This window comes from Ruegeria sp. YTSC106 (assembly GCF_059609765.1).
Genome location: NZ_JBXWMI010000003.1, coordinates 49680 through 74080 on the forward strand (window position 1 = coordinate 49680; position 24401 = coordinate 74080).

Annotated in this window: 23 protein-coding genes; 14 read left to right on the forward strand and 9 right to left on the reverse strand. The window is 56.6% G+C overall.

Annotated features, from left to right (window positions below):
* The first annotated feature begins 17 nt into the window (after window positions 1-17).
* Window positions 18-1073: a sugar phosphate isomerase/epimerase family protein gene (locus AC2FEB_RS04595; RefSeq protein ID WP_117868502.1), complete on the forward strand. Its 1056-nt coding sequence runs from the start codon at window positions 18-20 to the stop codon at window positions 1071-1073.
* A complete protein-coding gene (locus AC2FEB_RS04600; RefSeq protein ID WP_496671589.1) occupies window positions 1073-2227 on the forward strand; it encodes a Gfo/Idh/MocA family protein in 1155 nt (384 codons plus the stop codon). Before AC2FEB_RS04595 ends, AC2FEB_RS04600 begins: the two co-directional genes overlap by 1 nt.
* 121 nt (window positions 2228-2348) lie before the next feature.
* On the opposite strand, the gene AC2FEB_RS04605 is transcribed toward AC2FEB_RS04600, so the two are convergent.
* The 3 genes from AC2FEB_RS04605 to AC2FEB_RS04615 form a co-directional block, all read right to left on the reverse strand.
* Window positions 2349-2915 carry a TetR/AcrR family transcriptional regulator gene (locus tag AC2FEB_RS04605; RefSeq protein WP_496671586.1) on the reverse strand — a complete coding sequence of 189 codons (567 nt, stop codon included), beginning with the start codon at window positions 2913-2915 and terminating at the stop codon, window positions 2349-2351.
* Window positions 2906-3982: a flavin monoamine oxidase family protein gene (locus tag AC2FEB_RS04610; protein ID WP_496671583.1), complete on the reverse strand. Its 1077-nt coding sequence runs from the start codon at window positions 3980-3982 to the stop codon at window positions 2906-2908. The genes AC2FEB_RS04605 and AC2FEB_RS04610 overlap by 10 nt, the downstream gene beginning before the upstream one ends.
* Window positions 3983-4075: 93 nt before the next feature.
* Window positions 4076-4744 carry a cupin domain-containing protein gene (locus tag AC2FEB_RS04615; protein WP_117868506.1) on the reverse strand — a complete coding sequence of 223 codons (669 nt, stop codon included), beginning with the start codon at window positions 4742-4744 and terminating at the stop codon, window positions 4076-4078.
* Window positions 4745-5345: 601 nt separating this feature from the next.
* Here AC2FEB_RS04615 and AC2FEB_RS04620 point away from each other — a divergent pair.
* The 4 genes from AC2FEB_RS04620 (at window position 5346) to AC2FEB_RS04635 (ending at window position 10029) form a co-directional block, all read left to right on the forward strand.
* Window positions 5346-6296 carry an ABC transporter substrate-binding protein gene (locus AC2FEB_RS04620; protein WP_299636850.1) on the forward strand — a complete coding sequence of 317 codons (951 nt, stop codon included), beginning with the start codon at window positions 5346-5348 and terminating at the stop codon, window positions 6294-6296.
* A 78-nt stretch (window positions 6297-6374) separates the two neighbouring features.
* Window positions 6375-7412 carry a quaternary amine ABC transporter ATP-binding protein gene (locus AC2FEB_RS04625; RefSeq protein ID WP_117868507.1) on the forward strand — a complete coding sequence of 346 codons (1038 nt, stop codon included), beginning with the start codon at window positions 6375-6377 and terminating at the stop codon, window positions 7410-7412.
* On the forward strand, window positions 7405-8994 hold the full coding sequence (locus tag AC2FEB_RS04630; protein ID WP_117868508.1) for an ABC transporter permease: 1590 nt from the start codon (window positions 7405-7407) through the stop codon (window positions 8992-8994). The genes AC2FEB_RS04625 and AC2FEB_RS04630 overlap by 8 nt, the downstream gene beginning before the upstream one ends.
* A 54-nt stretch (window positions 8995-9048) precedes the next feature.
* Complete coding sequence (locus tag AC2FEB_RS04635; RefSeq protein WP_299894427.1) at window positions 9049-10029, forward strand: arginase family protein; 981 nt, start codon at window positions 9049-9051, stop codon at window positions 10027-10029.
* On the opposite strand, the gene AC2FEB_RS04640 is transcribed toward AC2FEB_RS04635, so the two are convergent.
* Together AC2FEB_RS04640 and AC2FEB_RS04645 are read right to left on the reverse strand one after the other, a co-directional pair.
* Window positions 10026-10994 carry an agmatinase gene (locus tag AC2FEB_RS04640; protein ID WP_299894424.1) on the reverse strand — a complete coding sequence of 323 codons (969 nt, stop codon included), beginning with the start codon at window positions 10992-10994 and terminating at the stop codon, window positions 10026-10028. The genes AC2FEB_RS04635 and AC2FEB_RS04640 overlap by 4 nt on opposite strands.
* 73 nt (window positions 10995-11067) lie before the next feature.
* Window positions 11068-12588 (reverse strand): trimethylamine methyltransferase family protein, encoded by a 1521-nt coding sequence (locus tag AC2FEB_RS04645; RefSeq protein WP_496671577.1) that lies wholly within the window; start codon window positions 12586-12588, stop codon window positions 11068-11070.
* Between the two features lie 181 nt (window positions 12589-12769).
* On the opposite strand from AC2FEB_RS04645, the gene AC2FEB_RS04650 reads away from it, so the two are divergent.
* The 5 genes from AC2FEB_RS04650 (at window position 12770) to AC2FEB_RS04670 (ending at window position 20181) form a co-directional block, all read left to right on the forward strand.
* Entirely contained in the window at window positions 12770-15205 is a 2436-nt protein-coding gene (locus AC2FEB_RS04650; RefSeq protein ID WP_496671574.1) for a GcvT family protein, read from the forward strand.
* A 90-nt stretch (window positions 15206-15295) separates the two neighbouring features.
* Entirely contained in the window at window positions 15296-16267 is a 972-nt protein-coding gene (locus tag AC2FEB_RS04655) for a LysR family transcriptional regulator (protein ID WP_299636856.1), read from the forward strand.
* 547 nt (window positions 16268-16814) lie between these two features.
* Entirely contained in the window at window positions 16815-17423 is a 609-nt protein-coding gene (locus AC2FEB_RS04660) for a carboxymuconolactone decarboxylase family protein (protein ID WP_496671571.1), read from the forward strand.
* 356 nt (window positions 17424-17779) lie between these two features.
* Window positions 17780-18703 carry a polyphosphate kinase 2 gene (ppk2, locus tag AC2FEB_RS04665; protein ID WP_117868514.1) on the forward strand — a complete coding sequence of 308 codons (924 nt, stop codon included), beginning with the start codon at window positions 17780-17782 and terminating at the stop codon, window positions 18701-18703.
* Between the two features lie 107 nt (window positions 18704-18810).
* The gene (locus AC2FEB_RS04670) at window positions 18811-20181 is read left to right on the forward strand and encodes an MATE family efflux transporter (RefSeq protein ID WP_496671654.1); all 1371 of its coding nucleotides are present in this window, start codon (window positions 18811-18813) and stop codon (window positions 20179-20181) included.
* Here the strand turns inward: AC2FEB_RS04670 and AC2FEB_RS04675 are convergent.
* Both AC2FEB_RS04675 and AC2FEB_RS04680 read right to left on the reverse strand, forming a co-directional pair.
* A complete protein-coding gene (locus AC2FEB_RS04675; RefSeq protein ID WP_117868515.1) occupies window positions 20178-20579 on the reverse strand; it encodes a hypothetical protein in 402 nt (133 codons plus the stop codon). The two genes, AC2FEB_RS04670 and AC2FEB_RS04675, sit on opposite strands and share 4 nt — an antisense overlap.
* 2 nt (window positions 20580-20581) lie before the next feature.
* The gene (locus tag AC2FEB_RS04680; protein ID WP_496671567.1) at window positions 20582-21784 is read right to left on the reverse strand and encodes a pyridoxal phosphate-dependent aminotransferase; all 1203 of its coding nucleotides are present in this window, start codon (window positions 21782-21784) and stop codon (window positions 20582-20584) included.
* 92 nt (window positions 21785-21876) lie between these two features.
* Between AC2FEB_RS04680 and AC2FEB_RS04685 the strand changes: the two genes are divergently transcribed.
* The 3 genes from AC2FEB_RS04685 (at window position 21877) to AC2FEB_RS04695 (ending at window position 23098) form a co-directional block, all read left to right on the forward strand.
* The gene (locus tag AC2FEB_RS04685; RefSeq protein WP_117872654.1) at window positions 21877-22269 is read left to right on the forward strand and encodes a helix-turn-helix domain-containing protein; all 393 of its coding nucleotides are present in this window, start codon (window positions 21877-21879) and stop codon (window positions 22267-22269) included.
* 29 nt (window positions 22270-22298) lie between these two features.
* Window positions 22299-22523 carry a succinate dehydrogenase assembly factor 2 gene (locus tag AC2FEB_RS04690; RefSeq protein WP_117868517.1) on the forward strand — a complete coding sequence of 75 codons (225 nt, stop codon included), beginning with the start codon at window positions 22299-22301 and terminating at the stop codon, window positions 22521-22523.
* A 77-nt stretch (window positions 22524-22600) separates the two neighbouring features.
* Window positions 22601-23098 (forward strand): MarR family winged helix-turn-helix transcriptional regulator, encoded by a 498-nt coding sequence (locus tag AC2FEB_RS04695; RefSeq protein WP_299894401.1) that lies wholly within the window; start codon window positions 22601-22603, stop codon window positions 23096-23098.
* A 117-nt stretch (window positions 23099-23215) separates the two neighbouring features.
* Here the strand turns inward: AC2FEB_RS04695 and AC2FEB_RS04700 are convergent, their stop codons facing one another.
* Both AC2FEB_RS04700 and AC2FEB_RS04705 read right to left on the reverse strand, forming a co-directional pair.
* Window positions 23216-23917 (reverse strand): DUF1194 domain-containing protein, encoded by a 702-nt coding sequence (locus tag AC2FEB_RS04700; protein WP_496671562.1) that lies wholly within the window; start codon window positions 23915-23917, stop codon window positions 23216-23218.
* On the reverse strand, window positions 23914-24342 hold the full coding sequence (locus tag AC2FEB_RS04705; protein ID WP_299894397.1) for a VOC family protein: 429 nt from the start codon (window positions 24340-24342) through the stop codon (window positions 23914-23916). The genes AC2FEB_RS04700 and AC2FEB_RS04705 overlap by 4 nt, the downstream gene beginning before the upstream one ends.
* Between the last annotated feature and the right edge of the window lie 59 nt (window positions 24343-24401).

Sequence of the window (24401 nt, forward strand, 5' to 3'; positions counted from 1 at the left end):
TTTGGGGAGGAAGCTAAATGAAGACGATCAAAGGGCCAGCTTTGTTTCTTGCACAATTTGCCGGAGACGAAGCGCCGTTCAATTCATGGGACGCCATTACCAAATGGGCGGCGGATTGCGGATACAAGGGTGTGCAGGTGCCCAGTTGGGACGGGCGGTTGTTCGACCTTGAAACGGCCGCGACAAGCACAGGCTATTGCGATGAATTCAAAGGCAAGGCCCAAGAGAACGGCGTTGAAGTCACTGAATTGTCAACGCATCTGCAAGGCCAGCTTGTCGCCGTTCACCCGGCCTATGATACAGCCTTTGATGGTTTCGCAGCCGAAAGCGTCAGAGGAGATCCCAAAGCCCGACAGGAATGGGCGGTTGATCAGGTCAAGAAGGCGCTTTCAGCTTCACGAAATTTGGGTATCTCTGCTCATGCAACATTCTCTGGCGCGCTGGCCTGGCCTTACGTGTATCCGTGGCCCCAACGTCCCGCCGGGCTGATCGAAACGGCATTTGATGAGCTTGCCCGCCGGTGGGTGCCGATCTTGGACCACGCAGAAGACTGTGGCGTTGATGTCTGCTATGAAATCCACCCCGGCGAGGATCTTCATGACGGGGTGACATACGAAATGTTCCTTGAACGCACAGGCAATCATGCGCGGGCTTGCATGCTGTACGACCCGTCACATTACGTTCTGCAATGCCTCGATTATCTGGACAATATCGACATCTACAAAGACCGCATTCGGATGTTCCACGTAAAGGATGCCGAGTTCAATCCGACCGGCAGGCAGGGCGTCTATTCCGGCTATCAAGGCTGGGTCGACCGAGCCGGGCGGTTCAGGTCACTTGGCGACGGGCAGGTGGATTTCAGCGCTGTCTTTTCGAAAATGGCGGCAAATGATTTTGACGGCTGGGCCGTGGTCGAATGGGAATGCTGCCTGAAACACCCCGAGGATGGCGCGCGTGAAGGTGCTCAGTTCGTTTCCGATCACATTATTCGCGTGACCGAGAAGGCCTTTGACGACTTTGCCGACGGCGGCACCGACGAAGCGGCCAATCGAAAAATGCTGGGGATAGGCTGATGGTAACAGGACGCAGTGAGGAAAGAGCGGGGCGCATTCGCCTTGGTATGGTCGGCGGCGGAAACGATGCTTTCATCGGCGGTGTCCACCGCATAGCCGCGCGGCTGGATGACAAGTTCGATCTGGTTGCAGGCGCGTTGTCCTCGACGCCGGAAAAATCCCGGGAAAGCGGCGAGGCGCTGGGCCTTGAACGGGTTTATGATGACTTCAAGCAGATGGCGATGCGGGAAGCGCGTTTGAAATCCGGGATCGAAGCGGTTTCAATCGTGACGCCTAATCACGTTCACTATGCCGCCGCACGTGAGTTCCTGAAACGCGGTATCCACGTGATTTGCGATAAGCCGCTTACATCAACCCTGAGCGATGCAAAGAAGCTGGTCAAAGCAGCCGAAAATTCAAACGCGCTGTTCATCCTTACCCATAACTACACGGGCTATCCCATGGTTCGGCAAGCTCGTGAGATGGTTGCCAACGGGGATATCGGCAAGATCCGCGTGGTTCAGGTCGAATATCCGCAAGACTGGCTGACTGAGCCACAGGATTTCAAGCAAGCTGAGTGGAGGACTGATCCGGAACGCTCAGGTGCCGGAGGATCAACCGGTGATATTGGAACTCATGCGTATAACATTGCCTGCTTTGTAACCGGGCTTAAGGCAGAAAGCCTCGCGGCGGATTTGCAGGCTTTTGTGCCGGGTCGTCAGGTCGATGACAACGCGCATGTAATGCTGAGGTTCGAAGGTGGAGCCCGTGGCATGCTGTGGTCATCGCAGGTTGCGCCCGGCAATGAAAACGCGCTGCGATTGCGTGTGTACGGTGAAAAGGGAGGCATCGAGTGGGCTCAGGAAGACCCGAACTATCTTTGGTTTACTCCTTACGGAGAGCCCAAGCGCCTGATCACCCGAAATGGGGCCGGGGCAGGGGACGCGGCCAATCGGCTAAGCAGGGTGCCGCCGGGACACCCCGAGGGCTACCTGGAAGGGTTCGCGAATATCTATGGTGAAGCAGCGGAAGCCATTCTGGCGTTCAGAAACCAGAGTTCGCCTGACGCATCCGTCGTTTATCCGACGGTTCACGATGGGCTTGAAGGCGTCAAATTCGTGACCGCATGTGTGCAAAGCTCTTCAAGAAATTCGGCTTGGGTAAAGCTGGAGTGAGGCATTCGGCTATTAGGGTTGAGTTGCCGGTTCCGTATGAAAAACCCGAAGTGAGGCGGGCGAGCGGGCGGCACCTCAACAACTGGTGCCGGCGAACCGCACGAGCAAGATAAGGTCCGTGTCACAAGCACCGCGCCTTCAATATTTCCGCCGCTTCATCAAAGGTTTGTACACTACTCTCGGCCCGTGCAGTCAGATGAGCACCCTCCAGCAAGGCCAATGTGGCGCGTGCTTCTGCTTTCGGATCCCCAACGCCCACGATCGAAAGATCTGCTTTACCAAGTGCAAACACTTCCTCGATCCACCGGGTCATCATACGCCGGAACGCGCGAATCTTGTCGGTGGCTTCTTTAGACAAGCTTTCCCGGCTGATGATCAGCGAGACACACAAGCACAGAGTTTGTCCGTCGTTCATAGCCGCGCGATACAGCGCGATCAGCGCACGCATTCGCTTGCCGGCCGTGTCATGAGTTTCCTCAATTTCGGCGCAGCGCCCGGTAAGCTCGGTATGGTAACGGTCCATCAAAGCTGCTGACAGCGCGGCTTTGGTTGGGAAGTGATAGTGAATCGATGCCTTGCGGATGCCCACCTCTTCGGCGAGGTCGGCATAGCTGAACCCGTCGAAGCCTCTGCTGCGCACGGCAAACTCGGCAGAATTCAGCAGAGCGGTCTTTGTGTCTATTTCCATACCGCGTTCATCCTTTTTGCGCTCAACAATGCCGCGGTCGTCTCTGCTGCTTCCAATGCACCTTCAAGGTATCCCCCAAATTGTGCGGCTGTTTCAGTGCCACTGAAAATGATCCTGTCTTCCCAGATTCGCGTCATGGCCTTCGACAAGCCGTATTGCGGATGGGTATATAACGGCTGAAGGTCCAGATCGGTCGCTGTGAAGCAGTCGAACGCCCAATCTTTCAGGAAAAGCGTGCTGGGTCTGGTCGCCTTGTGCCCGAACAATCGCCCCAACTGCGCCAGAACCTGCTGCCGCAACACCCCTTCATCCCGGCGAGTTTGTGGGGGAATGCCGATGAAACCGAACAGCGCAAAGGGACCACCGCTGGCAGGTGACGCGTCGTGGATTTCCACCATGGGACCGCGTCGGCTCATGGCATCGCCAGACAGTCCGTCGTCACGCCAGAACGGAGTGTCATAGACCGCAAGCGCCTTGGCCTGACCTGCCATCCAAGTCGCGATTTCCCGCATGGCAGATAACGTGCCATCGGGCAAGGCGGGCTCAAAGATCAACTCAGCCGCGATACGTGGGGGTATGGCAAGCACAACATGCCTCGCCGAAATATGCCGACCCGATTGAGTGGTGACCCGAACCTCACCTTCAGATTGCACTAATGCGGTGATCTGCGTGGACAGTTGGATTACCCCATCCGGTAACCGTGCCGAAAGCGCGTCTGTCAAGGCAGCGAGCCCCCCCATCAGACGATAGGACCCTTCCATAGATGAAAAGCCGCGGCCGCGCTTAACACGGCCCTGTTCATCTTCGAAACTCAGCGTGCCGGAACTGAATTGGTCAAACCTGTGCAGGCCCAGTCGTTCGATCAGCGCGGCAATCCGTGGCTGGCCGGGCCAGAACCAGGCCGGACCCATGTCGAAACGGCCGTCGCCCCGAGCCTCAGTCAGAATGCGCCCGCCCAGACGGTTGCGCGCCTCAACGACCAGCACCTCCTGACCTTGATCCACAAGCTGTGTCGCAAGGCTGAGCCCTGAAAGGCCCCCGCCGATGATGAGCGTATCCGTGCGCATGGTTCAGAACCCCTCACTTGAAGGGCGCAGGTCCAGCTTTTGGATCCGGCTCGACCGGGGTTGTTGCGCCAGGGATGTTAGTTTACCCATCGGTTACGCCGCCGGCGGTCGCGCAAAAGGCAGGTGGCCTGTCTTCATCCAGATCCTGGCCCCGTCCGGCCCCGCAACTGCCGTCAGGCTTTTACCGTCAGGCAGGCGCAGCCAATCGTTTTTGACCAGTTCATCCCCGCCTTCGGTGATTGACCCGTCGATGATCAGCAGCTCGATCCCGCCAGATGCGTCCGATCTCAGGGTCGCACCCGCGTCAAGATGGCTGTAGGTCACGACCTCGCGCTCATCCATATGCAAAACTGCGGTGGCGACACCGTCTCTGGGCGCGCCCAGCTCATCCACCATGCTTTTGCGAAACTGGTTGCGATCGTCCATGTCGAACTGCCAGAGCTTGACGAAGATCGTGCAGCCCGGTTCCGAACCCGGAGTGTGTTGCGTGGTGGGCGGATTGCGGACATAAGTCCCCGCAGGATAATCGCCATGTTCATCCTGAAATACACCGTCAAGGACAATGAATTCCTCACCGCCAGTATGGGTGTGTGCAGAGAAATGACTGCCTGGCGCATAACGCACGATAGTGGTGGCCCGGGCGACCTCGCCTCCGATCCGATCCAGCATCCTGCGATCCACCCCCTTCATGGGAGAGGCCTGCCACGCAAGCTGGTCTGAGTGAACGACGACGCGGTCAGAGAAGTCCGAATTGATTTCCATTGGGTCAGTTCTCTTTGATGGTTACGACATGAAAACTATCTACTAGTAGGTAGATGAAAGCCAGCTTCAAAGTTTGGTTAGGCACCACTTTTCACAGAGAGTTGAACTGAGTCTGGTCAGAAGGACTTCGTTGAAGTGGGTGGGTGGGCAAAAAATGAGAGGAGGTTCCACGCCGCCTTTACGGAAAGAGCGCGCGCAACTCAAAGAGCCAGACGCAATCAGTGTTTGCCGAAAGGGGGCTTTGCGTACCAAAAGGGCAAGCTGCCCGACCGTGTTGAGACTGGTTGCGCTGTCTGCCCGAGCGATTTTAGCGCTCATTATACCTGTGGGCACTTCCGGTTTCGGAGATGTCGGACGCACCTCACTGAATCGCATTAAGTCGAAACTAACTTGCGATAATTCCGCATTCAAAAGGTAAAAAAACGTATCTCTTGAAGGGCAACGCATCCACATGCTTCACTTTTGGAGCCATGTAAGCCTGTGATTTTGCTGGCCCCAAAAACCCGAAAGGCACGGCCTTTCCAGACCTGAACCAGAGCGCATTACCGCCCGTATGGGCGAGAAAAACAAGCGCGGAAACTATTCAACACGGAGATATCAGATGAAAAAAACAGCAACGCTACTAGGAGGCGCGTCCTTTGCGATTGCCGGGCCGGTCATGGCCGCGGATATTGTAATCGGTGTGCCCAACTGGGCCTCGGTGAACGCGACGGCACATATTCTTGAAGTCGTGATCGAAGAAAACCTCGGCCTGGATGTGGAATTGCAAAACGGCACCAACCCGATTGTATTTGAAGCAATGGACAGCGGTTCAATGCAAGTCCACCCGGAAGTGTGGATGCCCAACCAGCAGAACCTGCATGATACCTATGTCAAGGAAAACGGCACCGTTGTCATGAACCAAAACCCGGTTCAGGCCGAGCAGGGTATGTGCGTGCCGACCTACATCGCGGAACAATATGACATCAAATCGATCGATGATCTGAGCGACCCCGACAAGGTTGCGATCTTTGATACTGATGGTAACGGAACACCTGAGGTATGGATCGGTGCGCCGGGTTGGGCTTCGACCGTTGTCGAGAAGATCCGGGCCAAGTCCTATGGCTATGACCAGATCTTCGATCTGACGGAATACGAGGAAACCATTGCCTATGCCAATTTGGCGAACGCGACAAAGGCGGGCGACCCGTGGATCGGGTTTTGTTACAGCCCCCACTATATCTTCGTGACACAGGACCTGACGGTTCTGGAAGAACCGCCCCACGATCCGGCCACTTGGACAATCGTTCAGCCCACGGATGATCCGGATTGGCTGTCCAAGTCCGAGGCGTCCTCGGCCTGGAACGGGGCAACGCTTCACTTGCACTACGCCAAGGAACTGGAAGAAACCTATCCCGAAGTGGCTGCCCTGTTCAGCAACTACCAGATGACAGGAGACGATCTGAGCGCGATGGGTAAGGCGCTGGCGGTCGATAACGTCGAAGCCGCTGAGTTCGCCAAGGAATGGGTGGCTGCGAATGAGGACACCGTCATCGGCTGGCTGACTAACTAAATCACCACTCATTGGGCCGTCGCGAAAAACCGTGGCGGCCTTTTTCTGTCGGGCAGGGCATCGCCCTGTGGGGGAAAAATGGACGAACCTGTCGTAAAACTAGAAAACGTTTGGAAGATCTTTGGCTCGCGTGCTGAAGAGGCAATGGAAGCGGTCAGAAACGAAGGCATAGGCAAGCCGGAAGTTCTGGAGCGGTTCAACTGTGTTGTCGGCGTTCAGGGCGCCACGTTCGAAGTGCCGAGGGGTGAGATTTTCTGTATCATGGGGCTGTCCGGCTCGGGCAAGTCCACATTGGTGCGACACGTGAACCGGTTGATCGAACCTACGGCAGGTCGGATCGAAATTCTGGGTCACGATGTATCGAAGCTGTCGGAATCCGAGTTGCGCCGCATTCGCGCCCAGCAAATTGGTATGGTCTTTCAGCACATGGCGCTGATGCCGCATCGTTCAGTGCGTGATAACGTGGCCTATCCTTTGGAGATCCGAAAGGTTTCCAAGTCCAAACGCTGGGCTGTCTCGGATCACGCATTGAGCCTGGTGAATCTGACAGGTTATGAGGATCGACTACCCAAGGAGCTTTCGGGCGGGATGCAGCAACGCGTGGGGATCGCGCGGGCGCTGGCTTCGGACCCGGAAATCCTTTTGATGGATGAACCTTTCTCTGCCCTTGATCCGCTGATCCGTCTGCAATTGCAGGACCAGTTCAAAGCACTTGTGGCACAGTTGAAGAAGACCACATTGTTCATCACCCACGATCTGGATGAAGCCATTCGAATTGGCCACCGGATTGCGATCATGAAGGACGGCGTTATCGTGCAGATCGGAACACCCGAAGACATCGTCATGAACCCGTCCGACGATTACGTGCGGGAATTCGTTCAGGGCATTTCAAAACTCAAATTGGTCAAAGCGCATTCCATCATGGAGCCGTTGGACAGTTATTCAGGGCCACTCGACGGTGCGCCCCGAGCGGACGAGGGCGCGGATCTGGATCAACTGATCGACCTGGCCGTGAATTCTGATTTGCCGGTCGTCATCACGGATACGGGCGTTGATGTGGGCGTCGTGACCAAGCCACGCTTGTTGCGTGGTATCCAGGGGGGCAAAAATGACTGATGCTGCAACAGAGATGAAAGTAACGGCCGCCTCTGATATCGAGGTCGATCGCGAGGCCCTGGATCTTTCCATCAAGGAGTTCGCTGGTCCGAACGGAGACTACTACGTCAACGTGTTCCACAAAATTCATGATGCGACCAGCGCAATTCCCAACACGTTCAATAAGTGGGCCGCCGTTCTGGGGCCATTCTGGTCTGCTTCACGCGCCGTTTGGGGCATGTTCTGGACCTTTCTGATCCTTGAGATCATCGCGTGGGTCCAAATCGGCAGGGGCGCGTGGGGCAATCCCGGCGCGGATTTCGCCGAGCGCGCCGCGCGTCAGCAGGAACGCGCAGCCGAGCTGTTGGCGCGCGCAGCGGATGCCACGGAACAGGCCGATATCGACCGTTTCACCAAACTGGCCGAGAACATACAAAAAGCAGCGGCCACAAGTCTGGAGAGGGCTACCGCCGCCCAGTCCGAGGCGGCAGGCATCCTGATTACCGGGTTGTTGATGTTGCTGGTCTTCAAGGTGGTTCAAGGGTTCTACGCCGACCGCGTTTACGAAAAACAGTATTCTAACTGGCGCATCGATCCGGACAGCACGGAAAGCGGGCGTTCGACCCGTAACATCGTCATGGGTGCGATCCTAGTCGCTGCAATCGGACCTTTGATTGTTTACAAGTTCACCGTGAACGCATCCCTTCCATTGTTGGACGCATTCCCCGAACAGCAAGTGTCCGCGATCATACTTGGTGAAGGGAACGGCACACTGTTCTCGACCCTGGCGAGCTGGATGGAGGCCAGGATTGATGCAGCAGCAGCAGCGGGTGGCGACGTATTCGACGGGATCGTGGCGGGTGTCCGGTCGGTGCTTGATGCGCTGACAATTGCACTGATCGGGTCACCCTGGCCGGTGGTCATGTTGGTCATCTGTGTGACGGCCTGGCGTGCGGCGGGACCAAGGGTTGCCATCTTCACCGCATCTTCCTTGGCCTATATCGCGTTGCTGGGGTATTGGGACGTGGCGATGGAAACGGTTGCTCTGGTCGGTGCGGCGGTGCTACTTTGCGTGGTTTTCGGCATTCCGCTGGGTATCTGGTTCGGCAAGTCGCAGCGCGCATATCGCGCGGCGGAACCGGTTCTGGATTTGATGCAGACGCTTCCCGCCTTTGTTTACCTTATCCCGATCATCGCCTTCTTTGGCACCGGCAATCCGCCGGGAATTCTGGCCACCATCATCTTCGGTATGCCGCCGGTCATCCGACTGACGGCGCTGGGCATGCAAGGGGTTCCGGAAAGCATCAAAGAGGCTGCCGTCGCCTTTGGCGCGTCGAAATGGCAACTGTTGAAGGATGTTGAAATCCCTCTGGCGCTGCCATCGATCATGACGGGTGTAAACCAGACAATCCTGATGTGCCTGTCCATGGTCGTGATCATCTCGCTGATCGGCGGGGGCGGCCTGGGCAAGGAAATCCTTGAGGCGCTGCAATACGCCGCCAAGGGGCCGGGCCTGCTGGGTGGCTTTGCGATCCTGTTCCTTGCCATGGTCATGGACCGGATCGTGCAGGGCGCGTTCCGGCGAGAAGACGAAAAACTCTGAACGCAGACGCCCCCGGTTCCGATCGGGGGCGCTTTTCTTTGATCCGGGGAAACCATGACAGATCCGTATGAACAGTCGATGATGGACAACCTGTATTGGTGGGGCGTGCCTACATTGTTCCGTTGTCCCAATGTCGGGCCAGAAGGGCAGGATATCGCGCTGGCAGGTGTGCCACACTCAACTGGCAACGGCACGACCGAAAGGGACCAGCACTTGGGGCCTCGTGCGTTGCGGCATGTCTCGGCCGTGCAACGCAGGGTGCATTCGGTTTTTGAAATTGATCCCTGGCAGAGCGCGCGGATCGCCGATGTTGGTGATGTGCCGTTTCCAAAGGCCAACGACAATGAAGATTGCATCGAACGCATCACTGAATTCTACAAGAACATAGACACCGCCGGAGCGCGCCCCGTTTCCATCGGAGGCGACCATTCCATCACCGGTGGAATTGTGCAGGCCCTGGGTGGCGGCAAACTTGCTGGCGGACAGCCGGTCAGCTTTCTTCATCTGGACGCGCATACGGATGTCTTCACCAAGGTTGATCACTTTCTGGGGGCAAAGAAATCTGCGGCCCACTGGGGGGCCTATCTGGCCGATCAGGGGCAGGTGGATCCAACCCGTTCTATGCAGATAGGGTTGCGCGGCCATCCACGCAGTCTGGACTGGCTGCAGCCGTCGTACGATTACGGCTACAACATCGTCACCATGCGCGAGTTCCGACAGCGCGGATTACAGGACGTCGTAGCGCAGACCAAAGAGGTTTTGGGCGACCGCCCGGTTTACATCACCTTCGATCTGGACTGTCTTGACCCAACCGTCGCGCCGGCCGTGTCTAATCTGGAACCTGGTGAGAAGGGCTTTGACATCGATGAGGCGGTCGGCATCCTGCGCGCGGCGCGCGGTTTGAACATCGTCGGCGGCGACGTGGTCTGCATGATGCCGACCAAGGACAGCCCCAACAACATCACCGCGCTGACAGCCGCAGCGGTGATGTTCGAGATGATTTCGATGATCGCCGAGAATGTCGCGCGGGTCTAGTGCCGCGCGTCGATCGCCTGTGCCAGAACGCAAAGCAACTCGAACATCAGCGAGATGCCAAGCCACGCCGTTCCACCGTCGGGGTCGAATGGCGGTGACACTTCGACAAGATCGGCGCCGACAAGGTTCAGACCGGACATCTTGCGAATGACCTGCTGGGCCTGAAAGCTGTTGGGCCCGCCGATTTCAGGTGTTCCTGTACCGGGGGCGTAAGTTGGATCAACAAAGTCGATGTCATAGGTGCAGTAGGTCGGCTGCATGCCAACGATCTCGCGCACTTCGTTCATGACGTCGTCTATGCCCCGGTCGAACAGTTCTTCGATACGGATAATGCGGATGCCCTGTGCCTCTCCCCATTCGATATCTTCAGTGTTGTAGGCCGTGCCACGGATTCCGATTTGTACAAAACGCTTGGGGTCCACCAACCCTTCCTCGACAGCGCGGCGGAACGGGGTGCCGTGGGTGAACTTGTGACCTCCGAAATAGGTGTCGAACAAGTCCGTGTGACTGTCGAACTGGATCAGGCCAACCGGACCAGAAGCGGCCAGAGCCCGCAGGACAGGCAGGGTGGTCAGGTGATCCCCTCCGGCCGTCAATGGTGTGATGTTGCGGGTTCGAAGATCAGTGTAGAAACGCGTAACCCGGTCCAGCGTGTCTTCTATGTCGACAGGATTGGGGGCAACGTCTCCAAGATCCGCGCAGTTCACCATTGAAAATGGTGCTACACCCGTAACCGGGTTCATCGCCCTGATCATCGTGGAATAGTCCCTCAGTTGCCGTGGGCCATGTCGTGCGCCGGGCCGATTTGTGGTTCCGCCGTCCCAGGGAATACCCACTATGCCCAGTTCGACGTCCGTGATCCGTTCGTGTTCCATGTGCAGAATAGGCAGGCGCATGAACGCGGGGATGCCGGCAAATCGGGCGAGTTCCATGGCTGATACCGGTTGAAAAAATGAATCGGCCATGATTCCCCATCCTTTGTAAGTTTCTTCAGTGACCCTAACGGTTCGGCATCGTGCTGGGAATGCCCGCCATCATTCAGGGCAGGATACGAAAACGTCGGCGTATTTCGGCGTCTTGCTCTGAGGTGAGATACTCAGGGTGATGCGTGCTTAACACCTCTTGAGCGACTTGCCGCGCGGATGACCACGCATCCAGTGCACCGTCTGTTTGCCACGTGCGGGGCTCCTGACGATCGGCGAGCTTCGGATAGAAGTAATCTCGTTCCATGGCTTCATAGGTTTGCTCGCTGCCCAGAAAGTGCCCCTCGCCCAGAACCGATTGGCATATGGCGTCAAAGCCAAGGTTCGCTTCAGTGACCTCGATCCCGCGCAAGACGCGATATGTGTGCGAGTGCATTTCGTTGTCCAGAACAAAGGCCTCGAAGCTGACCCCGAGCAGAGATGCCGTCATCCCCGAGCTTTCATAAATCAGATTGCCTCCTGCCAGCGCTGCCGCCAGCGATGTGATGCCTTTTTCAGCGCCATGTTGGGCGTCGATGGCCTTGGCATCGGCCATCGAAGCGGCCACACCTGATGGCAAGCCCAGCCAGTTCGTGATTTGCGCTGACGCCGCATTCAGGATCGCAGTCTCTCCGCTGCCCCCTGCGAAAGAGCCGGTCCTGAGATCCACGATAAAGGGCCAGTTGGAAAAGATCATTGGAAAGCCGGGTTTGATCGTGTTGACCATCACGAGACTGGCCAGCGTTTCGGCCAGTGACTGCGCCAGAAATCCGGCCAGAGTTGCCGGGGCAGTTGCGCCCGCCTGCGCGGCCGTGATGCAGGACATCGGTATGTTATGGGCGATGCATTCATAAACCACATCCACGGCATCCTCGCCGTATCGCATTGGTGAAATGATCGGACTTATATGCGCTTTGAGGAAGGGGCGTTTGGCGAATTCCCCAGCCCCTCCGGCGACGATGTCCAGCATCTCGACGATCGGGCCGACATGTTCCGCCAACGTGAAAGACGTTGCTATTGGCTTGGTTGTGTTGCGTACCAAAGCGTAAACGGTGTTGACGTCCAGTTCGAACACATCGGGGACGTCGGTCGCCACGCAGCACCGGGTGAACCAACTGACATTGGCCAGCGTGTCCTGTAGCCGGGTGAAGTCATGTAGATCGGCCAATGTGGACGGGCGATAAAGCCCACTGTTCATATCAAGTGTCTGAACCGCAGCACCGCCGGTGCCAAAATACACGCGGTCGCCACCCACCTCGATGGACCGGTTTTCATCCCGGCCGTGGAAGGTGAACGTCTTCGCGGCCGAGGTGATGGCCTGTTTGACCATGGAACGGGGAAAAACCAGCCGGTTCTGTTCCCGGTCCTGAGCCCCCGCTGCCCTGAGGTCGATGGCCAGCCTTTCCGGAACATCTCCCATCCCCAACTCTTCCAGCAGACGCAGCGCGGTGTCGTAAATTTTCTCAATTTCCGAAATGCTTAAGGGCCTGAATGTCCCGCCTTTCTGACCGGGCGGGCAAGGATCAAAAACGGGCTTGGCCGCACGCTGTGCGTGCCGTGCCTTTCGACCGCTTCTTTTGACGCTCTCCGATGGCATTCGTTTACGTTACCTTGCGTTTTCCTGCACCGTAGGACCCAACTTGTCCCGGTATCAAAGAAGAAGTGCCGTTTTCAGAATCCGAAATCGCGGTTTCGATTTTCCGGCACCCGCAATTGCCCTGTTGTCTGCCCATCCCGTTATTCAGCAAGACTGGTGCCGAAAATGAAGGAGCAGTGCCATGAAGTCGCGTACCAGAGCCGTTGTGATAGGGGGCGGGATCGCTGGGTGTTCGACGCTCTACCACCTGACCCAGGAAGGGTGGACAGATGTGGTTTTGGTCGAACGGAATGAACTGACCTCGGGCACGACATGGCATTCGGCCGCGCAGGTAACAAATTTTGGCATGAACCAGACGATGGTCGGTCTGAAATCTCATTCGATTCATCTGTACAAGGAACTGGCCGACGATCCGGATTACCCTATCAACTATCACCACGCCGACGGTGGGATACGTCTGGCGAATACTGAAGGACAGATGCAAGGCTATCGTCACTTCGCGTCGATGGCGCGGGGGATGGACGTGCATTTCGAGGTGATCGACGCGGATGAATGTGCCCGGCGACACCCGTTGATTTCGACCGATAATCTCATCGGCGGGCTTTGGGATCCGCTGGACGGCGACATCGATCCAGCGCAATTGTGCCAGGCCCTTGCGCGCCGGGCACGCAAGGCGGGTGCCGAGGTGTATCGAAATACGCCGGTGACCGCGCTGACACAGCACAGCGATGACACCTGGACCGTGCATACCGAGCACGGGGATATCGACTGTGATGTCGTCGTCAACGCCTGCGGCTACAGGGTCAACGAAGTCGGCGCCATGATGGGTGTACATCATCCTGTGTCGTCCATGGAACATCAGTATTTCCTGACCGAAGAAATCGAGGCTATCCGGGATGCCGGTCATCGGATGCCGCTGCTGCGCTGCCCGATCAGCGACTATTATTGCCGTCAGGAAAAGAACGGGCTGCTACTCGGGTTCTACGAGCAGGGATGTAAGACCTGGGGTATGGACGGTATTGATCCGAACTTCGTGAACGCTTTGTGCCCGGATGATCTGGACCGTGTGACCGACGTGCTGGAAGGGGCCTTCGCGCGCATGCCTGCCTTGATGGAGGCTGGTATTCACACCGTGGTCAACGGGCCAATCACCTACACAATTGACGGGGCGCCTCTGGTCGGTCCAATCCCGGGAAAACGCAATGCGTTTTGTATCATTGGCCTGCGGGCCGGGCTGGGTGAAGGTGGCGGTCACGGATGGTTGCTGGCACAGCAGATCGTGCATGGCGAGGCATGCTATGACACGTGGTGCCTCGATCCCCGAAGGTTCGCCGGACATGCAAATGTGGAACTCACGGCACTAAAGGCGATTGAAGATTATCAGAACGAATTCAGGTTCCACTTTCCGCATGAACATCGCCCTGCGGGCCGACCCGCCAAGACGACCCCTCTGACGCCTGTTCTGGCATCCGAAGGAGCCGAGTTCACTGTGGTCAACGGGTGGGAGAGGGTGGATTTTATCAAACCCGATCCCGGATTTTCGCCGAAGCTTGGTTTCGATTTTGACGAAACCTTCGACTTGGTAGCTGCCGAAGTCGAAAGCACTCGAACCGGCGTCGGGCTTGCAGAGGTCAACGGGTTCAACCGCATCGAGATCACAGGATCCGACAGGCACGCATTCCTGGACCGGTTGTTTTGTGGATTTGTCTCTCGGCGTGACGGGCGTGTCGGGTTGGGATACTTGTTGAACGACCACGGTATGATCAAGGCAGAAGCAACGATTGCCAATCTGCCCGCCAGCGACCGGGGACCGGCCCGCGTTTGGTATGGCTCTGCCGCAGCGAGCGAATTTCACGACATGGATTGGTTGCGGCAGCATCTGCGCAGCAATGAAGACGTTCAGTTGCGCAGCCTGACGAACGATCAGACCATTCTGGTTCTGGCCGGCCCGAAGTCGCGTTCTGTCTTGTCAGCCTGCGCCAGAGGAGATTGGTCGGCAGATTCGTTCCCTTGGCTCAGTGTGCGCGAGTGCTTTGTTGGTATTGCTTCTGCAACGGTTATGAACCTCAGTTTCTCGGGCGAGCTGGCCTATGAAATCCATGTTCCCAACGCCTCGCTCTATGCGGCCTATCTTGCCTTGCGCGAGGCGGGCGCAACGCACGGGCTGAAACTGTTTGGTGCCAGGGCTGTCGAGTCCATGCGCATGGAGAAGAGTTTTTTGCATTGGAAAGCCGATCTGATCACGGAATTTGATCCCTTTGAAACCGGTCTGGATCGGTTCGTCCGGTTGGACAAGGGCGCTTTCGTGGGGCGTGATGCCTTGTTGAAACGAAAGTCAGAAGGACCACGGCGCAAGCTGGTCCCTCTACGTATTGAGTCAACTCTCGGTCCGGCGCATCCTGGGGCTTCTCTGATGCAGGATGATATTGTCGTTGGTACTGTCACGTCCGGCGAATGGGGGCATCGCACGGAAATGAATCTGGCGCATGCCTTCGTTCATCCGTCTCAGGCGGAGGTTGGCCGCGAAATGGAATTGGATAGTTGCGGGAAACGAATAGGTGCGACGGTTATCAATCCAAGCCCATACGATCCGGATTTTGCACGTATGAAAGCCTAGAAGCGAGCCTTTCTATCAACTTCACCATTGCCGAAGGGGCAATTCTTTGCTTCGCTAGTTTCGAACAAATCGAAACAATGGTCGGTTGCCGTGTCCAAATCTCTGAGTCTTCGATGGCTGGAAGTTTTTCAGCTGATCGCCAAATCCGGATCGATTCAGCAAGTCGCATCAGAAACAGATTTGTCGATCAGCACAGTTTCGAACCACCTGCGCAGCCTTGAAAGCGCGTTGGGCATTGAATTGGTTGACCACGGACGCCGCCCCATGGGCCTGACACCGGCAGGCGAGGTATTCGCTCGCTATGTGCGTGAGGGTCTGACTGTGCTGAAGCGCGGTGAGGCCGAAATTCGAACGGGAAACTGGCAGCATGCGACGGACCTGCGACTGGCTTTGATCGATGATTTTGACAATCAGATCGCGCCCGATCTTGTTCGTTTTCTGGCGCAGGCTCTGCCGCGTTGCAATTTCCGCCATTTCACACGCCCCAGCCACGAAATTCTTGCCAAGCTTCAGGAACACAAGCTTGACGTAGGCGTCGCCACTCGACCACTGGGTCGTACTGAGGGGCTGATCGAATACCCTTTGATGAGAGACCCCTTCATCGTCGTGGTTCCCAACAAGTTTGAAGGGTCTCCTGAAGAGCTGTTTAATCCAGATGCCAACCTGCCTTTGTTGAGGTATTCGCGTGACTATGTGATCGGCAAGCAGATCGAAACGCAGTTGGCCCGGAGCAAATACAGCCTGCCCAACCGGTTTGAGCTGGAGTGTAATCAATCCATCATCGGCTTGGTTGCGCAGGGCAGCGGGTGGGCAATCACGACCGCCGCGTGTTTTCACCGAACGCAGAGGTTTCACAACAGCGTAAAGGCTATGCCATTTCCCGGTAGCAACTTCGTTCGCACAGTGTCGCTGTTTACAACTGAAGTATACCCGGCAACGACATCGGTGCTGATCCAGAAGGCCATGAGCAAATTGATACGTCAGCATTTCACAAGACCGATGTGTGCCCGGCACAATTGGCTGAAAAATGAATTCCGTACCATGGAGATTGAGGGTGTGTAACCCTATTTGACCTAGTCGCCAAACAGCTGGCGGCTGAGGACACTTGAAAACAGTCGCTTGCGATATCCGCCTGCGGGATTTGTAATCCTTCCACCGGTTTCTTCTGCCTGCTTTACGCATCGCCAGGACGAGAGTTGACCTGAGTCCCAAGGTTCTACCACACTCACAGAGTGTCCTTGGGTTTGGTTTGATGGCCTTGCGCAGCCCGTTTGATCATGGCGCTTGCGGGGGCAGCAGTGTTGGTCGCCTTGAACCTGATCTATTGCCTGAAAGCATCCGGGAAATACCGGACCGCATTCGCTGTGGCAGGTGTTTTGCATCTTCTGGCATTGATACTATTCAGCAATGTCTCGATGGTCTCAACGGTGTTGATGCTTGCTCGGCTTTGATTGGGTATGCAGTGTTGGTGGTTCGCAAACCGGACAGACGTTCGAAATGCAGTCTCCGTTGGTGGGCTCTTTTCGAAAGACTGTCGAATTCGTCTCGCCTCCGGCTCAAAGCGCTTCTAGTCTCTGAACAACAGGCAATCACGTCAACAGGAAGCCAAATGAGCTGGATCAGAACAATCCCATTCGAGCAGGCCACAGGCAGGCTGAAGAAACTCTACGACCGCGTCACTGGTCCGGACAACAATGTGGACAATATCATGATGGCGCATTCGTTGCGGCCGCATTCGATGGAAGGCCACATGGCGATCTACAAGGCAGTGCTGCATCACTCGGGCAACAAGATACCGAAGTGGTTCCTCGAGGTGCTGGGCGTGTGGGTCAGTTCTCTGAATCGATGCGGATATTGCGTCGAACACCATTTCGCGGGTTTGCAGCGTTTGCTGGGCGATGAAGAGCGAGGAAATGCGATCCGGGCGGCGATTGAGGCGCGCGATCCGGCAGCCGCCCCGTTGGACGCAGCGCAAGTGGCGGCGATGACCTATGCACGCAAGTTGACTGAGGCTCCGGACGATCTGGTCGAAGCGGATGTGACCGCTCTGCGTGACGCGGGGTGGGACGATGGTGAAATCCTTGAGATCAATCAGGTCTGTTCCTACTTTTCCTATGCGAACCGGACAGTTCTGGGGCTGGGATGTTCAACGGAGGGGGACATGCTGGGCTTGTCGCCCAATAACTCGGACAACCCTGACGATTGGGGGCATCGATAAAGCCTGAAGCAAGGGGTATCGGCAGATCCGGTGCGCTATACGGACGCCAGCTTTGGCCATGGCCACGTCGGCCGAGGCCGGCTTAAAAATATGTTATTGAGGATTCAGGCAAGGTCCGCTCGGGCACCTCTAAACTCGGCGAATTCTTGCAACGTCAACTGCCTTGACGCATCAGGCTTGCGCCGGTTCGGAAACAAATCGACTGGCGTCGCAGCTTGAAATACGGTGTCCGTATCGGAACCTCTGATCCGGTGTGGAATTCATGGGTTTTTGAGGCATCAATTTGACCCCAATCAAAGCGCATCCTTGGCCTTTCTGCTAGCTCCCTTTCGGGACAACAGAAAAGGAAAGATTTCATGGATGCCATTGCTCGGGTCAAAGTAGATTCAACTCAGACCAAGACTGGGCCGACCCCGGTTGCAGAGGTCGCAGAACCCAGCCCGGAAAAGATCCGGCAGGCGTTTGAAAGCGGCAAGTACCCCTATGGTCGCAAGATGGCGCGGTCGGTGTACGAAGAACAGAAGGCCAAATTGCAGGCAGAGTTGCTGAAGGTTCAGCTGTGGGCTCAGGAAACCGGGCAGCGCTTCGTTCTGCTGTTCGAAGGACGCGATGCTGCTGGCAAGGGCGGTACGATAAAACGGTTCATGGAGCATCTAAATCCGCGTCAGGCTCGGGTCGTTGCCTTGAATAAACCCACTTGGGAAGAAAAGGGGCAATGGTATTATCAGCGCTATGTTCAGGAACTGCCAACAGTTGGCGAAATGGTGTTCTATGACCGATCCTGGTACAACCGCGCGGGTGTCGAGCGGGTGATGGGTTTTTGCTCTCCCAACGAATATCTGGAGTTCATGCGGCAGACGCCGGAGTTGGAACGGATGCTGGTGCGGTCGGGAATCCAGCTCTACAAATACTGGTTCTCGGTCACGCAGGAAGAACAGCAGCGTCGCTTCAAAAGTCGAGAGATTGACCCCCTGAAACAGTGGAAGCTGTCGCCGATTGACAAGGCGAGCCTCAGCAAGTGGGATGACTATACCGAGGCGAAAGAGGCCATGTTCTTTTACACCGATACGGCTGATGCGCCGTGGACGATCATCAAGTCGAATGACAAGAAGCGCGCGCGCCTGAATTGTATGCGGCATTTCCTGTCGACGCTGGACTACCCGGGTAAGGATCACGACACTGTGGGTGAACCCGATCCGTTGATCGTGGGGCAGGCGCATCACGTCATCCACCGGTCCGAGCATATTTTGGGTACAGCATTGCACCCGGACGCCCGTTAACCGCCACGGTGCCTGCTCTTGCCGTGTGAGTAGGCACCGGAGTCTCATATTGAAATTTTGGTGATCTTCTCTTGTCCCGCGCCAAGCCCGCGCATATGGCTGGTGCAATGACAAAAGTGATGACCTATCCGGCCCACTTTCGGGCGATTGCCGTGCTTGGCCTGCCGTTGGTCGGTGGCCATCTGGCGCAGTTTGCCATCGGCCTGACCGACACTATAATGCTGGGCTGGTACGGGGTCGAGGCGCTGGCAGCCGTTACCTTGGCCAGCAGCTATTATTTCGTTTTGTTTTTGTTTGGCGCGGGGTTCGGTTGGGCTGTTATGCCAATGGTCGCCACTGCGGCGGCGGAAGGGGACGAAACCAGCATTCGCCGCTCGACCCGTATGGGGCTGTGGTTGTCGCTGCTGTACGCTGCGGTGGTAATGCCTTTGTTGTGGTGGTCCTATCCGATCCTGATCGCCATGAAGCAAGAGCCGCATATCGCTGAAACCGCGTCAGAATATCTGCGCATTGCCGGTTGGGGTTTGTTTCCGGCGCTTATCGTGATGGTGCTGAAATCCTACCTTGCGGCTCTGGAGCGAACGCAGATTGTTCTGTGGATCACAGTTGCGGCGGCGGTTGTGAACGGGTTTACCAACTATGCGCTGATCTTTGGAAACTGGGGCGCCCCGGAACTGGGCGTGATGGGTGCAGCGATCGCGTCGATCGCGACGCAGGTCGTTTCACTGGTCGCGGTTGTTTTCTATGTGGTCCGGACCCTGCCGGAACACAGCCTGTTCCAACGCTTCTGGCGGCCGGATTGGGAAATGTTCATCAGCGTATGGAAACTGGGCGTGCCCATTGGTCTGACCACCCTGGCCGAGGTGTCGCTGTTTGCAACATCAGCCGTAATGATGGGCTGGCTGGGTCAGGTCCCTCTGGCCGCGCACGGGATTGCCCTGAATCTGGCGTCGGCCACCTTCATGGTACATCTGGGGCTGTCCAATGCGGCCACCATCCGGGCCGGCAACGCGTTGGGCCGCCGGGACAAGGCGCATCTGGAAAAAGGTGCAATTGCCGTGACGGGCATGTCGCTGGTCATGTCCGTTGTGACCGTCATCCTGTTCCTGACATACGCCGAGCCGCTGATTTCTCTGTTCATGGAGGCCGATGATCCGCAGCGCGGACAAATTCTGGCTATCGGGACCGGATTACTGGCCATGGCTGCACTGTTTCAACTGGTCGACGGGGCTCAGGTAATTGCGCTGGGTCTGCTGCGCGGGTTGCAGGATGCCAAGATTCCCATGGTTATGGCGGCGCTCAGCTATTGGGTCGTGGGTATTCCGGCGTCATATTATTTCGGCTTCGTCCGTCAGATGGACGGCATCGGTGTCTGGCTGGGATTGGTGCTTGGTCTGGCTTTCGCGGCGGTACTGCTGATGGCCCGGTTCTGGTTGCATTCGGTGCGGCAGATGCAGGCGCCGGCAGAGCCTGCTTAATCTTTGCTCAAGCGGTCGGCCTTTTTCCGAACCAGAACCGTGCGCAGATCGTGCATCGCCATCAGCAACCTGTCGGTCACATCCTCAAGCTGTTCATCGCTTGCCTTGGACTGCGCCCATTGCGTGGTCAGATTCAGATAGTCGACAGCGCGGTGAATATCGTCAATGTCGCGCTGGGCCAGTACAACCCGGCGCTCTTCCATCCATTGGGCGATCTCTGCCTGATCCCGTTCGGACAAAGCCCGTTGCCCGTGCGGCTTGACCTCGCCGTTGCGGATGTTGACGACGGCTATCTGATCCATCTCAATCCGGCGTTGGCGGTTTTCTGTATCGATCCGAAACACGACGGCCCCGTTCTCACGGATGCGAAAGTAGTATTCGGGAAGGTCTGCAGACATGTTCACCTCAGAGATGCACAAAAGCGCTGTATACGACCGCAGGCTTCGGTCAGGGCTGCATCGGACGTAGCATAGCTGACCCGGAAGTTGGGTGACAGGCCAAAGGCCGCGCCAAACACGACGGCGACATCCGCCTCTTCCAACAGGGCAGTGGCAAAGGCTTCATCGTTTTCGATGACGGTTCCCGCGGGTGTTGTTTTGCCAATCAGCCCAGTGATTGAGGGGTAGACATAAAACGCACCCTCGGGTTTCGGGCAGGTTATTCCGTCAATCTCGTCCAACATGCGCACCACCAGATCACGGCGGCGTTTGAACGTTTCATTGTTCGGGGCCAGAAAATCCTGTGTTCCGTTCAGCGCTTCCACCGACGCCCACTGGCTGATCGAGCAGGGGTTCGAGGTGGATTGCGACTGGATCTTGCGCATCGCAGAGATGAGTTCGACCGGACCGGCCGCATAACCGATGCGCCAGCCTGTCATGGCATAGGCTTTCGAAACACCGTTGCAGGTGAGCGTCCTGTCATACAGGCCGGGCTCGACCTCGGCAGGCGTGCAGAATTCAAAGCCGTCATAGGCCAGGTGTTCGTACATGTCGTCCGACATGATCCAGATATGCGGATGGCGCATCAGAACATCGGTGAGGGCCTTGAGCTCGTCCCGGCTGTACCCTGCGCCTGTCGGGTTGGAAGGCGAGTTGAAGATGAACCATTTCGTCCTGGGGGTGATTGCGGCTTCCAGTTGTTCTGCCGTCAGTTTGAAGTTGTTGGCCAGCGTCGTTTCAACAACAACCGGCGTTCCACCTGCCAGCAAAACCATGTCGGGGTAGCTTACCCAATAAGGCGCGGGAATAATAACCTCGTCACCGTCATTCATTGTTGCCATCAAGGCGTTGTACAGCGTTTGCTTGCCGCCCGTTCCAACCGAGATCTGCGCGGGCATGTACTCAAGCCCATGATCGCGCTTCATCTTGGCGCAAACCGCCTGCTTCAGTTCAGGAATGCCGTCTGGAGCAGTATATTTGGTTTTTCCCACTGCAATCGCTGCAACAGCAGCGTCTTTGATGTTCTGAGGTGTGTCGAAATCCGGCTCACCTGCGCTCAGGCCAATAACGTCGCGCCCGGCGGCTTTCAACTCGGCGGCTTTGGCTGTCATAGCGATTGTGGGCGAGGGTTTGACGCGTGACAGTGTCGCAGACAGGAAACTCATGGATGGCCTCGGTTTGTATGTTCAACCCGACTGTCATAGGGTGCGTCGGAATGACGATCAAGCCGTATGGACAATGTGAATTGGAGACCCGAGTGAATGAAGAAAAAGACTGGTATGGACCGGACTCTGCGACATTCGGGGACCGTTTGGCTGGCGCTCGCGAAGCGGCCGGAATGACCCAGGCCGAGTTGGCGCGTCGACTTGGTGTCAAGAAGACGACGATTGCCGATTGGGAAAACGATCTGTCCGAGCCGCGCGCGAACCGATTGTCGATGATGGCGGGTCTGGTCAACGTCTCGATCATGTGGCTGCTGACCGGCGAGGGGGAAGGCATGGATGCCCCGGTGGGAGAGGGCGAAGGCGGTATGGAACTGTCAACCGCCGTGGCTGAACTGCGCGCCATTCGGGGCGAGATGCGGGTTTGTGCCGAACGTGCGGCGCGGCTGGAAAAGAAAATGCGCCTGATGCTGGAGCAGAAGAATTGAGTGAACCCCGGGACGTACGCATCAAGCGAATGAAAATGCGATCCATGCGGCGCGGGATTAAAGAAATGGACATTATCCTGTCCGCTTATGCAGATCGCAATCTGGCTGATATGGATGCGGCCGGGCTCGATGTTTTTGATGCGCTGCTGCACGAAAACGATCAGGACCTCTATCAATGGGTCACTGGTCAGGTGCGGCCACCGGCGCAGTTTGCCAGTTTGGTTTCAAGCATCGCGCAGACCTTTCAGAAATAAGAAAATACCAGCTTAACCGATTTTTCGGACTTTCAGGTCATCGTGTCTCAAACAGCACGACTGAATCGGAGGGTCGGATGAGTATGGAAATGCAGGTCTCTGGGCTGGGAGCCAAGGGGTTCATGACCAGCTATCTTGAGGCGCTGGCCCTGGTGGAACGGCTGCACCGGTTGCTGCTGGACGTCATCAAGGATGAATTCGAGCGCGTTGGCGTGCTGGAAATCAACGCGGTTCAGGCGTTGCTGCTGTTCAATATTGGCGATCATGAAGTGACGGCGGGTGAGCTGAAGAGCCGCGGCTACTATCAGGGCAGCAATGTCAGCTACAACCTCAAGAAACTGGTTGAGATGGGGTATATGCACCACCAGAGATGCGAGATAGATCGCCGCTCTGTTCGCGTTCGTCTTACGCCAAGAGGCAGGGAAATCCGCAACATAGTATCCGACCTGTTTGCGCGTCACGCCGAAGGATTGCAAAGCAGAGGAGTGTTGGAGTTGGAAGGTATCGAAGACATCACCACGTCGCTGCGCCGCGTGGAGCGGTATTGGACGGACCAGATCAGATACATCTACTGACTGGGGCTGTGCATCGGACGGAATTAAAACCGTCCTGCACTGATGCACAGGCTTGGCGGCCTTGCTCAAATGCCGGTCCTGGGAACGGACCCGTGACAGCAGCAAACAGACGCGGAGTTATTGTGAGTCTTCATCGAGCGCACCAATCTGCATACCGCTCAACTCCCGTTTCAGCTTTTTTCGCATGGCCCGTTCAAAATCCTCGAACCCCTGAGCGACTTCCAAAAAGGCGCCAGGACCATGCAAGACATTGTTTTCAAAGAAGGGAATCAGATAGAGTTCGCCTTCAAAATCAGCCGCGTTGATCACGAGACCATTCACCACAACGTCCTGAAAGGGGAAGTGCCGATAGGCTATCTGCGGCCCGTAGCCATCGTTGTTGGAGCCATCCCCGGACAGATCAATTGTTTGAAACAAGCACTCGGGTGCTTGATTCATCAAGGCGGACCCGAAGGCAAGGGCATAGCCCATGGCGGTCGCGGATCCGGTATCCGATCGTACTGAATCACTTATCTGACCGGATGCGAAAAGCAGGTCAGAAATATCTTCGATCAGCAACCAATTCAAAATGACATGCTGCGTGGAACGTCCGCTCCATTCGTAAACAGCTAAGGCAACCGGCATGGGAGAAGAGAAAAAGGCCTCTTGCACGTCGGGTGCGATCAGCGCGGCGGCCAGTCCCTGCCGTTGCAGCATGTCCTCGGCCTCATCGACCGAAACCGAAATGTCCATCGCCAGTGCAAGGGCCAGACGACATTGTTCAGCCTTGATCGGGCTGGCCAGGACGGCCAACCCAAGTGTTATGACCCACCGGATCACCAGTGGCCGATGCTTTCCATGCTAGTCCAAGGTTCCTTGGGCTCCAGAGCATCGCCGTTTTGCAGAAGCTCGATCGAGATATTGTCGGGCGATCGTACAAAGGCCATACGACCGTCACGCGGAGGTCGATTGATCGTAACACCATTGTCCTGAAGGTGCCGGCAAACCTCGTAGATGTTGTCGACGCCGTAAGCGAGGTGGCCGAAGTGGCGGCTGTCGCTGGGCAGGTCGTCATCACCGTCCCAATTGTAGGTCAGTTCAATCGGAGCGTCTTCTTGTCCCGGAGGGGCCATGAAAACCAGTGAAAAGCGCCCGGCTTCACTGTCATAGCGGCGTGTCTCCTTCAGGCCCAGAAGTTCATAAAACGCCATGGATTTTTCCAGATCCTTCACGCGGACCATGGTGTGAAGATATGTCAGCGCCATTTGGCCATCCTTTTCGACTCAGTTTGCAAACAGCTTAGCGCGCCAACCTAGTGTGTCGA

Excerpts from the sequence above, each read along its gene's own strand:
- AC2FEB_RS04620 (WP_299636850.1), top strand. The coding sequence starts at position 5,346 with ATGAAAAAAACAGCAACGCTACTAGGAGGCGCGTCCTTTGCGATTGCC.
- AC2FEB_RS04600 (WP_496671589.1), top strand. The coding sequence starts at position 1,073 with ATGGTAACAGGACGCAGTGAGGAAAGAGCGGGGCGCATTCGCCTTGGT.
- AC2FEB_RS04630 (WP_117868508.1), top strand. The coding sequence starts at position 7,405 with ATGACTGATGCTGCAACAGAGATGAAAGTAACGGCCGCCTCTGATATC.
- AC2FEB_RS04625 (WP_117868507.1), top strand. The coding sequence starts at position 6,375 with ATGGACGAACCTGTCGTAAAACTAGAAAACGTTTGGAAGATCTTTGGC.
- AC2FEB_RS04650 (WP_496671574.1), top strand. The coding sequence starts at position 12,770 with ATGAAGTCGCGTACCAGAGCCGTTGTGATAGGGGGCGGGATCGCTGGG.
- ppk2 (WP_117868514.1), top strand. The coding sequence starts at position 17,780 with ATGGATGCCATTGCTCGGGTCAAAGTAGATTCAACTCAGACCAAGACT.
- AC2FEB_RS04675 (WP_117868515.1), bottom strand. The coding sequence starts at position 20,579 with ATGTCTGCAGACCTTCCCGAATACTACTTTCGCATCCGTGAGAACGGG.
- AC2FEB_RS04695 (WP_299894401.1), top strand. The coding sequence starts at position 22,601 with ATGAGTATGGAAATGCAGGTCTCTGGGCTGGGAGCCAAGGGGTTCATG.
- AC2FEB_RS04640 (WP_299894424.1), bottom strand. The coding sequence starts at position 10,994 with ATGGCCGATTCATTTTTTCAACCGGTATCAGCCATGGAACTCGCCCGA.
- AC2FEB_RS04595 (WP_117868502.1), top strand. The coding sequence starts at position 18 with ATGAAGACGATCAAAGGGCCAGCTTTGTTTCTTGCACAATTTGCCGGA.
- AC2FEB_RS04635 (WP_299894427.1), top strand. The coding sequence starts at position 9,049 with ATGACAGATCCGTATGAACAGTCGATGATGGACAACCTGTATTGGTGG.
- AC2FEB_RS04670 (WP_496671654.1), top strand. The coding sequence starts at position 18,811 with ATGACAAAAGTGATGACCTATCCGGCCCACTTTCGGGCGATTGCCGTG.
- AC2FEB_RS04615 (WP_117868506.1), bottom strand. The coding sequence starts at position 4,744 with ATGGAAATCAATTCGGACTTCTCTGACCGCGTCGTCGTTCACTCAGAC.
- AC2FEB_RS04705 (WP_299894397.1), bottom strand. The coding sequence starts at position 24,342 with ATGGCGCTGACATATCTTCACACCATGGTCCGCGTGAAGGATCTGGAA.
- AC2FEB_RS04660 (WP_496671571.1), top strand. The coding sequence starts at position 16,815 with ATGAGCTGGATCAGAACAATCCCATTCGAGCAGGCCACAGGCAGGCTG.
- AC2FEB_RS04610 (WP_496671583.1), bottom strand. The coding sequence starts at position 3,982 with ATGCGCACGGATACGCTCATCATCGGCGGGGGCCTTTCAGGGCTCAGC.
- AC2FEB_RS04645 (WP_496671577.1), bottom strand. The coding sequence starts at position 12,588 with ATGCCATCGGAGAGCGTCAAAAGAAGCGGTCGAAAGGCACGGCACGCA.
- AC2FEB_RS04690 (WP_117868517.1), top strand. The coding sequence starts at position 22,299 with ATGAAAATGCGATCCATGCGGCGCGGGATTAAAGAAATGGACATTATC.
- AC2FEB_RS04605 (WP_496671586.1), bottom strand. The coding sequence starts at position 2,915 with ATGGAAATAGACACAAAGACCGCTCTGCTGAATTCTGCCGAGTTTGCC.
- AC2FEB_RS04680 (WP_496671567.1), bottom strand. The coding sequence starts at position 21,784 with ATGAGTTTCCTGTCTGCGACACTGTCACGCGTCAAACCCTCGCCCACA.